This window comes from Aquimarina sp. EL_43, assembly GCF_943422735.1.
Lineage (GTDB): Bacteria > Bacteroidota > Bacteroidia > Flavobacteriales > Flavobacteriaceae > Aquimarina > Aquimarina megaterium.
The window spans coordinates 332,902-345,492 of sequence record NZ_CALSBR010000001.1; the positions used below are offsets into that span (position 1 = coordinate 332,902).

A 12,591-nucleotide genomic window follows, 5' to 3' on the forward strand; every position below is an offset into this window, starting at 1 on the left:
ATAAAAAAAGGAATCAACATTATAAAAATGAAGATTCCTTTTTGGTGGGCGCGAAGGGATTCGAACCCCTGACCCCTTGGGTGTAAACCAAGTGCTCTGAACCAACTGAGCTACGCGCCCGCTATCTTGCGATTGCGGATGCAAATATAAGACAGTTTTATAGTCTACCAAAAGAATTTTAAAGAAAAATTAAATTATTTCTGCAACAACAAATGTACTTCCTCCCACATAAACAACATCTTTCTCTGTAGCCTGCTGTAACGCAGCTTTATACGCTTCTGCAACCGAACTATACCCTTCTCCTATTAAGTTAAATTTTAAAGCTTCTTTTTTTAATTTTTTTTCATCAAGCCCTCTTAAAATATCAGGTTGAGAAAAATAATATCGGGCTTGCTCAGGAAATAATGGCAAAATAGTATCTAAATCTTTATCGTCAACCACTCCTAATACTATATGAAGATGATCATATTCTTCTTCAATCAATTGTTTCATCACTACCTTCAATCCATCTTCATTATGAGCAGTATCACATATTACTTTAGGTTTTTCTTGTAATATCTGCCATCTTCCTAACAAATGAGTATTTTTTACTACATTCTGAAGTCCTTTCATAATATCATTTTCAGATATACTCCACCCATTTGATTTAATTAAATCTACAGTTTGTAAAACAGTCTTTATATTTTCTTTTTGATAACTTCCTTTTAGATCAGACGAATATATTGTACCATTACAGTCTTCGGCAAAATACAGAGGGCTTTGGGATGCGTTAGCGGCCTCTATAAAAACTTTTGAGGTCTCTTCTACATTCCTTCCTATAACAACTGGCACACCTTCTTTAATGATCCCTGCTTTTTCTGAAGCTATCGCAGCTAAAGTATTTCCCAAAAAACGAGTATGATCTAATCCTATATTAGTAATTACAGAAATTTCTGGAGTAATAATATTAGTAGAATCCAACCTTCCCCCTAACCCAACTTCTACAACTGCTATATCTACCTTAGATTCTGCAAAATACTGAAATGCCATTCCTACGGTCATTTCAAAAAAAGAAAGTTGATTCGATTCGAGATAAGGTTGATGTTTTGAAATAAAATCAATCACATATTCTTCAGATATAGTAACTCCGTTAATTCGAATGCGTTCTCTAAAATCTTTGAGATGTGGTGAAGTATACAATCCTACTTTATAACCTGCTTCCTGCAGTATTGAAGCTAGCATATGACTAGTAGAGCCTTTACCATTTGTTCCTGCTACGTGTATACTCTTAAATTTGGTTTCGGGATTTCCTAAATATGCTGCTAATTGTATTGTATTATGAAGATCTACTTTGTATGCACTGGCACCCTGGCGCTGATACATTGGTAATTGGGTAAACATCCAATCGAGGGTCTCCCTATAGTTCATTCTTTATATTATTCAGAAAGTTTAAACTGATAAATAATTGTTCCTACTTGTTTTGCCGGAGCTTTAGAATCGCTATTAAACCGTGTAGCCAAGGCTGCTCTTTTTGCTGGCCCCATTAAGCACGAAGCACTATTGGTCGTTCCTTTAACTCCTGGAGTGGCTCTAATCACTTTTCCGCTTTGGTTAACTTCTATTTTTACCACCACAATGCCTGATTCATTACAATCCTGAACAAATTTTTCTTTATTAAGAGCTTTTCTACCGCCTAATCGATAATTACCGTCTCCATCTAATCCTTTACCAGTTCCGTAGTATGATCTGGCATTAGGATCTCCATCCGGGCTTCCTTTATCTCCTGGTGATTTATCATCGCCTTCTCCTCCCTTTGCTTTACCATCATTCTTTGGGCCGTTAGAAAAACTATTTAGAATATCTAAAGTAGACTTATCTGGTTTTGGATCTGGTTTTTTTTCTTCTACCTTTTTAACGGGCTTTTCTTTTGTTGTATTTTTTGAAGGCTTCTGGTCCGAAGGTTTCGGTTTTTCTTTAGGCTTCTCTGTCTTTTTTTTAGGCTTCTTTTTTGGTTTTTTTTCTATCACAGGTGCATCTTCGAGCTCTTGAGTAACCACTTTATCTTTTATTTGAGGAGATTCTTCTTGTGGCTCTGGAGTCGACGATGTTGTTTCTGGAGTAGTTTGCCTGGGTGAGGATTTAATAGGTTTATTAGGCTGGATTTTACCCGAACCGGTTGCTGTGGTCCCAAAGTTTACAGCAATACCACCTTCCTCTTCAGGCTCCATATAATTTAAGCTCAGATAAAACAATAAAAAGATAATCGCTACGTGTACTAGTATCGTAAGCACAAAGGATTTCTTTTTATGTTTTGTATCCAGCTTTATCATTTTTATTCGGGCCTAACGGCTAATATTACTTTAAATTTATTTCTATTGGCAATATCCATTACACCAACTGCCTTTTCTATAGGAACTCCTTCTTCAGCTCTTAGAATAATGGTAGGTTCATTTTTTCCTTGTAATCGTGATAATAAAGTAGATTCTAAACTACTTTGGCTTATACGCTCTTCATCGATATAGTATTGTAATTTATTAGTAATACTTACCGATATATTTTGTGCATTAGAACTCTTTCCTTTGGCTTTTGGTAATATTAAATCCAAGGCTTCTGGAGTAATTGCAGGAGATGTTAGTAAAAAGAAAACTAATAACAGAAATACAATATCTGTCATAGAAGACATACTAAACTCTGGGCTAACTTTATTTCTTCCTCTTAAATTCATATTACGCAGGTTCGTTTAACAAGTCTAAGAAATCTACAGCATTAGCTTCCATACTGTGAATCACTTTATCTGTTCGAACCACCAAATGATTATACCCTATATAGGCTACAATCCCAACTACTAGTCCACCAACAGTTGTTGTCATTGCCGTATAAATACCTTCGGCCAAAACACCCATATCTGCTGTTCCTGAACTCGATGCCAGATTATGAAATGCCAAAATCATACCAATTACTGTTCCCAGGAAACCAATCATAGGAGCAGCTCCTGCTACTGTAGCTAGAATACTAACATTTTTTTCTAATTTATATACTTCAAGTCTACCAGCATTTTCGATCGCTTTATTAATATCTTCTAACGAATGACCTATTCTCGAAATTCCTTTTTCGGTTAATCTTGCAATAGGATTATTCGTCTGCGCACATAAAATTTTTGCAGCTTCAATTTTACCATTCACCACGCTATCTCTAATTTTATCCATAAAACTTTCATCATATTTTGAAGCTGCTTTAATGGCAAAAATTCTTTCAAAATAAATATAAACAGCGACAAATAGTAATACAAAAAGAATCGATATGATTACGATTGCTCCTGTTCCACCACTAAGTAAAAGGTCCATAATGGATAATGTATTTTCTTCTACTTGCGGATCAATTTCTGGGGTATTTTGGGCTAAAGCACCAAGCATTGATAAATACGTCATTTTGATTTTGTTAATTTAGTGTTAGTATACTAACGTTATTTCTGTAGGTTAAGTATATTCTTTATTCTTATAATACATATATAATTCCTAATAAACCAATACCTCCCAGTACTATTGTATACGGAAAAGCCATCTTTACCATTTTGGTATATGACAATCCAATTAACGGTGCCAAGGAAGAGGTTAGTAAAAATAAAAACGCAGCTTGACCATTAGGTGTTGCAACACTAGGTAAATTTGTTCCTGTATTAATTGCAATTGCTAATTTCTCAAACTGTTCTCGTGATATTGCACCATTGTCAAAAGCTTGTTTCACTTCTCCTATGTATACTGTTGCTACAAAAACGTTATCACTAATCATCGATAAAACTCCATTAGCAATATAAAACATAGAAGGTTGTTGACCTGGATCTAAGGATAATGCCCAATCAATAATTGGTTTAAAAAGATGTTGGTCATGTATCATGGCTACTATAACAAAGAAAACCACAATCAAACCTGTAAACGGAAGTGCTTCTTCAAAAGCTTTTCCTAACTGATGCTCTTCTGTAATTCCCATAAAGGCAGTCTGAACAATAATTAATGCCAAGCCTATAAAACCAACAGGTGCCAGGTGCAATGCTAAACCGATAATCAAAAGTATTGCAGATACTGCTTGTACAATTAGTCCATATTTAGATTTATCAGATCTGTTTGCATCTTCGTCTTCGGTATAGCTTTCTATAATTTTTCTGGCTACTTCTGGTAATTTTTCTCCAAAACCAAATGATTTTGTACTTTCTAAAACCATTGTTGTAACCAATCCTGCTCCCAGAACAGGTATTGAAATTGGTGCCATTTTTAAAAAGAATTGTATAAAATCCCACCCCATTCGTTCTCCGATAAGTAAATTTTGTGGTTCTCCTACCAAGGTACATACGCCTCCTAATGCTGTTCCTACTACCCCGTGCATTACCAAACTTCTTAAGAAACTTCTAAACTGTTCTAAGGTTTCTCCACTCAACTCTTTTCTATCCAGAACTCCACTCTCGTCAAAATCTCCAGATCCAGAATGAATTTTATGATATACTCCATAAAACCCTACAGCAACACTTATTAAAACAGCCGTTACTGTTAGAGCATCCAGAAATGCTGAAAGTACTGCCGCTAGAAATACAAATAATAGCGACAATACCATCTTGGATTTTATTTTGGTAAATACTTTACTAAAAATGTACATCAGTAAGGGCTTCATAAAATAAATCCCTGCAACCATAAAAACCAATAGTAAAACTACCTCTAAGTTCTGATCTACTTCATGATACGCTTTTTTTGGCGTTGTGAGATTTAATGCTAGAATTTCTATCGCTAATAACCCTCCTGATTGTAACGGATAGCATTTAAGCGCCATGGCTAGGGTAAAAATAAACTCTGCTATAAACAACCACGCGGTTACCGTGGGTCCTAAAAGGAAATAAGAAAATACATTAAAAATCAAAAATCCGATCATTATGGTTTTAAACCATTTCGGACTGCTTCCTAAAAAATACTTGAACATAATTTTACTTGGTTAATACAATTAATATTATATCAGCTGTCTGAGAGCTATCTCAAACGCTGTTTTACTGATATTGGTTTCTGTTTGTTTTTCATTATATGTATCCTGAATCGCTTTCTTAATAGTTTCTGAAGTGTCCTTAAAAATAGCTTCATCAGTCATTTGCACTTTTCGCTCCATAAAATAAGCAAAAACTCTTGCCATTCCACAGTTAGAAATAAAATCCGGGATCAAACTTACTCGCTCATCGGTATATTCCATTATTGGTCCAAAAAATATTTCGCTATCTGCAAAAGGTACATTGGCTCCACATGAAATAACTTCTAAACCAGAATCAATCATTTTGGTAATTTGATCTTTGGTAATCAATCTGGATGCTGCGCAAGGAGCAAAGATTTCGGTTTGTAAAGACCATATTCTTTCATTCATTTCATCAAAAGGAATGCGTTGTTCGCTATACAACTTATTTCCTCTCTTATTTAAGTACAATTCTTTTATTTCTTCAAACGAAAAGCCATCTTCGTTTATGAGTCCTCCGGCATGATCAATTATCCCTACAATCTTTGCTCCCATCTCAGAAAGATAGTATGCTGCTGCAGATCCTACATTACCAAAACCTTGTACTACTGCTTTTTTTCCTTTTACTTCGCCTCCGTAAATAGTATAATAGTGCCGTACAGCCTCTGCTACTCCATATCCTGTAATCATATCTGCGACAGTATATTTTTTGGTAACATCGGGAGAAAACATAGTATTTTCTAATACCTTAATAACACCCTGGCGCAGTTGCCCTATTCTATTTATTTTATCGGCTTCGGTAGGTTGAAAATGACCATTAAATACTCCTTCTTGAGGGTGCCAAACTCCACATTCTTCGGTTATAGGTATAACTTCATGGATCTCATCTACATTAAGATCTCCTCCTGTACCATAATAACTTTTTAGCAAAGGAGATACAGCTTTATACCATCGTTTAAGAACTCCTTTTTTGCGGGGATCATCGGGATCAAAATTAATACCCGACTTTGCTCCTCCTATTGCCGGGCCAGATACTGTAAATTTGACTTCCATCGTTTTTGCTAAAGAAAGGACCTCATTCATATCTAATCCTTTACGCATTCTGGTTCCTCCTCCTGCAGCACCACCTCTCAATGAATTTATAACTGTCCACCCTTCTGCTTCAGTTTCAGCATCTTTCCAATTAAAAACTATTTCAGGTGTTTTATTTTCGTATTTATTTAATAACTCTTTCATTCTTAAAATTTCAATTTATTGAATAACCAATTGTGTTTTTAAAAAACATTTCAAAAAACAACATACTTATTTTATCCTATCTTTTTAATTAAAAATAATCCTCCATTACGGAGGTTAGAGTTGAGTCATATTACCAGATATTACAATAAATCGAACTATAGTCAAAATTCGACTTCACAAATATAAAAAACTAAACATGGCAAAAGCTTAAATAAAAATAAAATTATGGTAATTAAATAGTAGTTTTTTTACTTCAAAAAAAATAATCTACGGTATTTTTATATCCCTTATAAAAATCTTCTAAACTTTATCTTAAAAAATGATTATCTCAAAAAATCAAAAAAACAGTAAAACTATCATATTATAGCTTATATTTGTAGAATTAATAACAAAATCGTGATTATCTCGATTTATTTTCATTGAAAGTGAAAATTTCGTGTTATGCACGCACAGTAAATTATAAAGAAAATTATGGACTTCAAATTATCCGAAGAGCAGTTAATGATACGCGACGCAGCTCGTGATTTTGCTAAAACAGAACTATTACCAGGTGTAATCGAACGTGATAACAAACAAGAATTTCCTAAAGAACAGGTAAAAAGAATGGGAGAACTTGGGTTTTTAGGGATGATGGCCTCTCCAGAGTATGGTGGTGGTGGAATGGATACTATTTCTTATGTTTTGGCAATGGAAGAGTTATCTAAAGTAGATGCTTCTTGTTCTGTAATTGTATCTGTAAACAATTCTTTGGTATGTTGGGGTCTTGATACTTATGGAAATGCTGAGCAAAAAGAAAAATATCTAACTAAGCTAGCTACAGGAGAATCAATAGGCGCTTTTTGTCTATCTGAACCCGAAGCTGGTAGTGATGCTACTTCTCAAAAAACAACGGCTATTGACAAAGGGGATCACTATGTACTAAACGGAACAAAAAACTGGATTACCAATGGTAATTCTGCTGATTATTATTTGGTTATTGCTCAAACAGATAGAGAAAAAAGGCATAAAGGTATCAATGCTTTTATTGTTGAAAAAGGATGGGAAGGATTTGAAGTTGGACCAAAAGAAGATAAACTAGGAATCAGAGGAAGTGATACACATTCTCTTATATTTAATGATGTAAAAGTTCCTAAGGAAAATCGAATTGGAGAAGATGGTTTCGGATTTAAGTTTGCTATGAAAACATTGGCTGGAGGCCGTATAGGAATTGCTGCACAAGCATTAGGAATCGCTTCGGGAGCGTATGAATTGGCAAAAGAATATGCTAAGGTTCGTAAAGCATTTGGAACAGAAATCATGAATCACCAGGCAATTGCTTTTAAGCTTGCCGACATGCATGTACAGATTGAAGCTGCTCGTATGTTAGTTTATAAAGCAGCAATGGATAAAGATAACCATGAAAACTATGATTTATCTGGGGCCATGGCAAAACTAGCTGCGTCTCAAGCTGCAATGGATGTTAGTATAGAAGCTGTACAAATTCATGGTGGTAATGGTTTTGTTAAAGAATATCACGTAGAACGATTAATGCGGGATGCAAAAATTACACAGATTTATGAAGGTACCAGTGAAATACAAAAAATTGTAATTTCAAGAAGTATTCTTAGAGATTAATTAGTTAAAACTCTCTAATAAGAAAACCCAAACTATGATCTATAGTTTGGGTTTTTGTGTTTTATTTTAACTTAGATTAGTTTGATCATTACCATTTTCAAATTAACTATCTCCCCCCAAAAATTGTTGTTCCCACAACATTACAAGGAGACTCAGAATCGCAACCATCACTATTACAAAGATTAAGTATGGAATCGTTTTCTTGAAAACCACCACCTCTCACATTATATTTCATCGGGTTATCTAATTTTGTTATTTTAATTTTTTGAAGATTGATTTTAATTTTGTTCTTTCTTTTCATGGTTTCTCTTGTATTAATGGATGCATCAAAAGTAATGAAGAAACAATCTTGTAGTGTCTATTAAAAATGATTGCAGGTCAAAATTTATAAATCTTTACCTTATTTCATTACAAATACAAGCCTCCAAAACTAATTAGCGTATCTTTTCATAAACTCTGTAGGGTTACATCCTTTTCGTTTAGAAAAAGCTGTGACAAAAGATTGTAGATTATTAAAACCAACTTCTTTTGCCATTGATCTGATCGAGTAGTGTTTAAAATTTTTATTTTGCTCTATCTGTTGTATACAATATTCAATTCTTAAATCATTAATATAATTTGCGAAGTTTTTTTGCTTCTCCATGTTGATCACCTTAGATAAATAGGTAGAATTTGTTTTTAAGTTTTTCGAAACCTTATTCAAAGTAAGATCATTTTTTAAATATCCTTTATTATCTTCAAAATCGTTCAACTTCTCAAGTATTTCTTTTTTCAATTTAGTTGAAAAATCCTTACTTGACTTCACAATCTTCCTCTCTTTATTCTCTAAAACTTTAACCTTCTCTAACTCTCTATTTAATTGAATTTTATAATTATTTTTTCTTTTCTTAGAAAAATAGATATATAAAGAACTTACAATTATGATCAAAAAGACACTAAACGCTATTGACTTATAAGCTAAAACTTTATTGTTATTTCTAATTTCACTTATCAAGTGATCTTTATCTTTTATCAACTGTGGTATATCGTACTTTTTTACAATAGAATGATTTAATCGGCTATATTTTATACTAGAGGCGTTTTCATACCGTAACAGTTTTTTCATTATTTCTAACTGATTCCTTTGATCTTTATTCTTTTTATAGTGATCAAGCAATAATGTAAACGCTTCTCTTATTTCTAATCTATAATTTGACTCATTAGTAATTTCATCTACTTTCTTTAAATATTGTAATGCTTTTCGCTCTTCTTTTAGTTGCAAATAGGTTTTCCCCAAATACAGATATCCTTTTCTTACATTTACATCATTGACATCTTCTTCAGATAAAATTAATGCTTTATCTAAACTATCGATAGCCGATTGGTATTCTTCTCTATAATAACTATTGATTCCGTAAGCAAATAAAAGATTCGGGTAATGATGCTTATAAGCATTAGACAGGCTAGCTTTTATTCCTTTTTTAAGATAAAAGTATGCCGAATCATAGTGCTTAAGTCGATTATAACTATCAGACAATTTATACAACGTAGCTATATAAATCTGACTGCGTCTTAAAACACTATTCTCCTGTTTCATTAAATAATTATAATTCTCTTTATACACCAATAGTGCTTCTTTCTCTTTTCCCAGGATGGTTTTTAACAATGCAATATTATGTTTTAAACCAATCAATTGTCGTTTATTGTTATTCTTTTCTGCATATTCTTTAGCAATTAAATATGCTTCTAATGCTTCATCGTGCTGTTCTATGGTACTTAATATATTTCCCTTTATCATATATCCTGTAGAAGGATAATGGTTATTTCGTAACTTTTTTGTTATTTCAATTATAGAATCTGCATACTGTAATGATATTTCAGGTTGTTTTTTGTAGATAGAAAGAAACATTTGATATCCATCTGCTACCCTCTCATTATTAATCTGTTTTTTCGCTTTAAAAATATAAGTATCTGCAAGTTTTCGTTTATAAACAGAATCGAGGCCTTTCCCTTTCCAAAACTCAATTGTTAATTCTCTTAATGTTTTATTCTTTAATGAATCTGCATCAACAATTTTCTGTTCAGTTTGTAATGGTGATGTTGCGTGTAATGAAGGGATATAAGATATTAATATTACCAATAAACCGATCCATTTCATATATAAGTAGATTAAAAAGGGCATGTATGTTTAATAAACAAACTTACAAAGAATAAAAAACTTCAAAAAAGTAGTTATCCTGGCAATTACAAAAAAAGAACCTAAGTATAAAAACGTAGGTTAAAATTTATAAATCGATAAGGTAAAATTTATAAATGCTAACCAGAGCACCTTGAAAAACTACTAGCTCTGTCTATATATTTGTTTCAATCAAACTCAATCAAAAAATAAACAAATAACGATGCAAAGTTAACTTTATACTGTTTTTGTTCTAAGAATAAGTCGTAAAGCCATGAACGACTCAAAAAAAATTATGGCGTTAATAAACCAAACTTTATATTATGTTAAAAAATATCTTAGCTTTAAGCAACACACTTAGCAGAGAAGAACAAAAGTTAATAAACGGAGGAGCTGCTACTGCACTTCAGCTTGCAGGTGACGGCGATAAACAAGTAGGCGAATTATGCCTGCAAGGATCATCATTACCACATTTATCCTGTGGACCTGGTTTATCCTGTATTGGAGGCCGTGTTGGATTATGTGCTGTAGAAGTTTAATTAGCACAAGCACATATAAATATCAAAAGGTTCATCTTATGTAGATGAACCTTTTTTTGAAGATCATATAAAACGCTTTAACTATTCCAATCCATATCAACATAGTGTTTCTCTATATATTCTTTAAGGATAGCAATATCCTCTTTTGATGTTAGATCCGGCACATGTTCTGATATTGGTATCCCGATTACCGATGCAGAGTGCTCTTTTACCATATTTAATAGCGCTGTGGGAAGTTCTTTTTCATTCCTTTTTTCATTAACCGGGCAATTCACTACATACTCCTGAAACATTGCTCCATCAAACTTAAAAATATTCATACTTACCCTCAGTTTACCAGATTCATCTTTATAGAGTTCACTGTCCTGGACTGATGGTTTTTCAATAATATCCTTCAAAAACCCTTCTTCATCCAAAGATACCAGAGCAAACCGAGCTATACGTTGTAAACTAAACTGTAATGCATCTCTATCATAACTCACAAAAGCATTTGCATGATCTGTACAGCGTAAAGCCTTTAAGGCAACCTCAGAATACAGATTATCACTGTTACAAACAGTATAGGTTTCGGTATTCAATTCTGGATATTGTGTAATCGCCTGATGTAAAGCATCTGCAGTCCCAAAAGGTTTTTCTCTATTTTTTGGGATATACTGTATTGCATAATTAATAGTGAGGCCATGAAAGCTATTTCCCTTAAGATTATCTCCGTAGAACTCTTTTATCAGGTTTTCTTTTTCTCCGATAACAATGAATACATGTTTATACCCTGCCTGTTTAGCATTATACAAAAGATAATCCATCACAGGTCTCCCACTTGTATCTATACTAATAAGAGATTTTGATCGCGTATTAGCTTGCGCTGTTAGATCAGTGCTCAATCCAGTGTTCATTGCTTTCTTCATTCGCGAGGATGCACCTCCTGCCAAAATGATTAAATTTTCATGCATAATTTCTCTTCGCTTTAAACAACTCTTGCTCCAGAGTCTACATTTACAACATAGGCTGTTTTACCTTCCCGTTTAATAGCTTCTACAACTTGTTGCTCCTTATCTTTTGGAGCTATAGCCACGATACTACCCCCTCCTCCTGATCCAACAATCTTAACCCCATAAGCTCCAGCTTCGATTGTACTATCTACCATTTTATCTATTACAGGAACCGTTATTTTAAGGATATCTTTTAGAATATGGTGGTGTTGATTCATTAAATCTCCTAAATACTTCATATTAGGAACTTCCTTTTTAAATTCTTGTAAAGCTTCAAGTGTTATAGAATGATTTTTTAGGGCCGCAAAGAAATAAGGTTTCAAATCAGATGAAATATATTTTTCATATTCGTCATACTCTTCCAGTAAAGTAGATTTTATATTGAAATCAGGTTTTTTTAGTGTCACGTATTCTATAGCTCTAAGTGCTTTTTCTTTTCGATCTCCCAACGTACCTATGGTTTCTTTTTTCACTCCGGATTCGCCCACAATTAATCCCGGTACCGTATTCTGTATCCTTTCATAAGATGTTTTCTCACTGGTATCGATAAACAAAACTCCTCCCAAGCCAATTGAATATTGATCCATCAATCCTCCTGGTTCATTATGTTCCAGAACTTCGGCTTCATAAGCTATTCTAGAAACCAGTATTGGGGTTACTTCCTGGTTTGCATCAAATGCTTCCAACAGAAACCTTACCCATGCTACTATTAGTGCAGAAGAACTGGAAACTCCTGCATTAAGTGGTAAATCTCCTTTTATCTCTATATCATAACCTTGATCTGGGATGCAGCCATATCGTCTTAGCACTCTAAGAGATGAAGCAAAATAATCCCTGTGCTCGATCTGCTCAAATTTTTCACCTATAAGAATCTCTCTCTCTTCTCCAATATCTGGTAATTTTATCTTGAAAAGAGCGGCTGCATTTTCAATAGCATTTAGTGTGATATATTTATCTATCGCACATGCAATAACAGGTAACCCAAGATAATCCTGATGATCTCCAAATAAGCAAGTTCTTCCCGGAGATACTATATTTATTTTTTTCAAAATTGCTTTTAAATAATGTATGTTTTATAATAATTCATCTCAATAAT

12 protein-coding genes and 1 tRNA gene are annotated in these 12,591 nt (G+C 33.5%); 2 read left to right on the plus strand and 11 right to left on the minus strand.

The genetic code is table 11. The features are described from left to right. Window positions 1–42 precede the first annotated feature (42 nt). The 7 genes from NNL09_RS01615 to NNL09_RS01645 form a co-directional block, all read right to left on the minus strand. Window positions 43–120 (minus strand) — tRNA-Val (locus NNL09_RS01615). A gap of 69 nt (window positions 121–189) precedes the next feature. Further along, window positions 190–1,407 carry a folylpolyglutamate synthase/dihydrofolate synthase family protein gene (locus NNL09_RS01620; RefSeq protein ID WP_196910715.1) on the minus strand — a complete coding sequence of 406 codons (1,218 nt, stop codon included), beginning with the start codon at window positions 1,405–1,407 and terminating at the stop codon, window positions 190–192. Window positions 1,408–1,415: 8 nt separating this feature from the next. After that, window positions 1,416–2,309 (minus strand): hypothetical protein, encoded by an 894-nt coding sequence (locus NNL09_RS01625; RefSeq protein WP_025667310.1) that lies wholly within the window; start codon window positions 2,307–2,309, stop codon window positions 1,416–1,418. A 2-nt stretch (window positions 2,310–2,311) separates the two neighbouring features. Further along, complete coding sequence (locus NNL09_RS01630; protein WP_025667309.1) at window positions 2,312–2,704, minus strand: biopolymer transporter ExbD; 393 nt, start codon at window positions 2,702–2,704, stop codon at window positions 2,312–2,314. A gap of 1 nt (window position 2,705) precedes the next feature. Then, a complete protein-coding gene (locus NNL09_RS01635; protein ID WP_025667308.1) occupies window positions 2,706–3,392 on the minus strand; it encodes a MotA/TolQ/ExbB proton channel family protein in 687 nt (228 codons plus the stop codon). An 82-nt stretch (window positions 3,393–3,474) separates the two neighbouring features. Beyond that, a complete protein-coding gene (gene nhaB / locus NNL09_RS01640; RefSeq protein WP_025667307.1) occupies window positions 3,475–4,944 on the minus strand; it encodes a sodium/proton antiporter NhaB in 1,470 nt (489 codons plus the stop codon). Between the two features lie 27 nt (window positions 4,945–4,971). After that, a complete protein-coding gene (locus tag NNL09_RS01645) occupies window positions 4,972–6,198 on the minus strand; it encodes a Glu/Leu/Phe/Val dehydrogenase dimerization domain-containing protein (RefSeq protein ID WP_025667306.1) in 1,227 nt (408 codons plus the stop codon). A gap of 471 nt (window positions 6,199–6,669) precedes the next feature. Here NNL09_RS01645 and NNL09_RS01650 point away from each other — a divergent pair, with 471 nt between their 5' ends. Further along, window positions 6,670–7,812: an acyl-CoA dehydrogenase gene (locus NNL09_RS01650; protein WP_025667305.1), complete on the plus strand. Its 1,143-nt coding sequence runs from the start codon at window positions 6,670–6,672 to the stop codon at window positions 7,810–7,812. Window positions 7,813–7,918: 106 nt separating this feature from the next. Here the strand turns inward: NNL09_RS01650 and NNL09_RS01655 are convergent, their stop codons facing one another. Both NNL09_RS01655 and NNL09_RS01660 read right to left on the minus strand, forming a co-directional pair. Then, window positions 7,919–8,113, minus strand: coding sequence for a hypothetical protein (locus NNL09_RS01655; RefSeq protein WP_196910716.1), 195 nt, complete (start codon window positions 8,111–8,113; stop codon window positions 7,919–7,921). A gap of 129 nt (window positions 8,114–8,242) precedes the next feature. Next, on the minus strand, window positions 8,243–9,949 hold the full coding sequence (locus tag NNL09_RS01660; RefSeq protein ID WP_196910717.1) for an AraC family transcriptional regulator: 1,707 nt from the start codon (window positions 9,947–9,949) through the stop codon (window positions 8,243–8,245). Window positions 9,950–10,290: 341 nt separating this feature from the next. On the opposite strand from NNL09_RS01660, the gene NNL09_RS01665 reads away from it, so the two are divergent. Continuing rightward, the gene (locus NNL09_RS01665; RefSeq protein ID WP_196910718.1) at window positions 10,291–10,506 is read left to right on the plus strand and encodes a hypothetical protein; all 216 of its coding nucleotides are present in this window, start codon (window positions 10,291–10,293) and stop codon (window positions 10,504–10,506) included. 77 nt (window positions 10,507–10,583) lie between these two features. Here the strand turns inward: NNL09_RS01665 and NNL09_RS01670 are convergent, their stop codons facing one another. Both NNL09_RS01670 and NNL09_RS01675 read right to left on the minus strand, forming a co-directional pair. Beyond that, window positions 10,584–11,456, minus strand: a complete 873-nt coding sequence (locus tag NNL09_RS01670; protein ID WP_196910719.1) for a sugar phosphate nucleotidyltransferase — start codon at window positions 11,454–11,456, stop codon at window positions 10,584–10,586. Between the two features lie 14 nt (window positions 11,457–11,470). Further along, the gene (locus tag NNL09_RS01675) at window positions 11,471–12,544 is read right to left on the minus strand and encodes a mevalonate kinase (protein ID WP_196910720.1); all 1,074 of its coding nucleotides are present in this window, start codon (window positions 12,542–12,544) and stop codon (window positions 11,471–11,473) included. Window positions 12,545–12,591: the final 47 nt, after the last annotated feature.

Coding starts and splice junctions, on each gene's coding strand:
- NNL09_RS01625 (WP_025667310.1), bottom strand. CDS start 2,309: ATGATAAAGCTGGATACAAAACATAAAAAGAAATCCTTTGTGCTTACG.
- NNL09_RS01670 (WP_196910719.1), bottom strand. CDS start 11,456: ATGCATGAAAATTTAATCATTTTGGCAGGAGGTGCATCCTCGCGAATG.
- NNL09_RS01620 (WP_196910715.1), bottom strand. CDS start 1,407: ATGAACTATAGGGAGACCCTCGATTGGATGTTTACCCAATTACCAATG.
- NNL09_RS01630 (WP_025667309.1), bottom strand. CDS start 2,704: ATGAATTTAAGAGGAAGAAATAAAGTTAGCCCAGAGTTTAGTATGTCT.
- NNL09_RS01655 (WP_196910716.1), bottom strand. CDS start 8,113: ATGAAAAGAAAGAACAAAATTAAAATCAATCTTCAAAAAATTAAAATA.
- nhaB (WP_025667307.1), bottom strand. CDS start 4,944: ATGTTCAAGTATTTTTTAGGAAGCAGTCCGAAATGGTTTAAAACCATA.
- NNL09_RS01660 (WP_196910717.1), bottom strand. CDS start 9,949: ATGAAATGGATCGGTTTATTGGTAATATTAATATCTTATATCCCTTCA.
- NNL09_RS01645 (WP_025667306.1), bottom strand. CDS start 6,198: ATGAAAGAGTTATTAAATAAATACGAAAATAAAACACCTGAAATAGTT.
- NNL09_RS01635 (WP_025667308.1), bottom strand. CDS start 3,392: ATGCTTGGTGCTTTAGCCCAAAATACCCCAGAAATTGATCCGCAAGTA.
- NNL09_RS01665 (WP_196910718.1), top strand. CDS start 10,291: ATGTTAAAAAATATCTTAGCTTTAAGCAACACACTTAGCAGAGAAGAA.
- NNL09_RS01650 (WP_025667305.1), top strand. CDS start 6,670: ATGGACTTCAAATTATCCGAAGAGCAGTTAATGATACGCGACGCAGCT.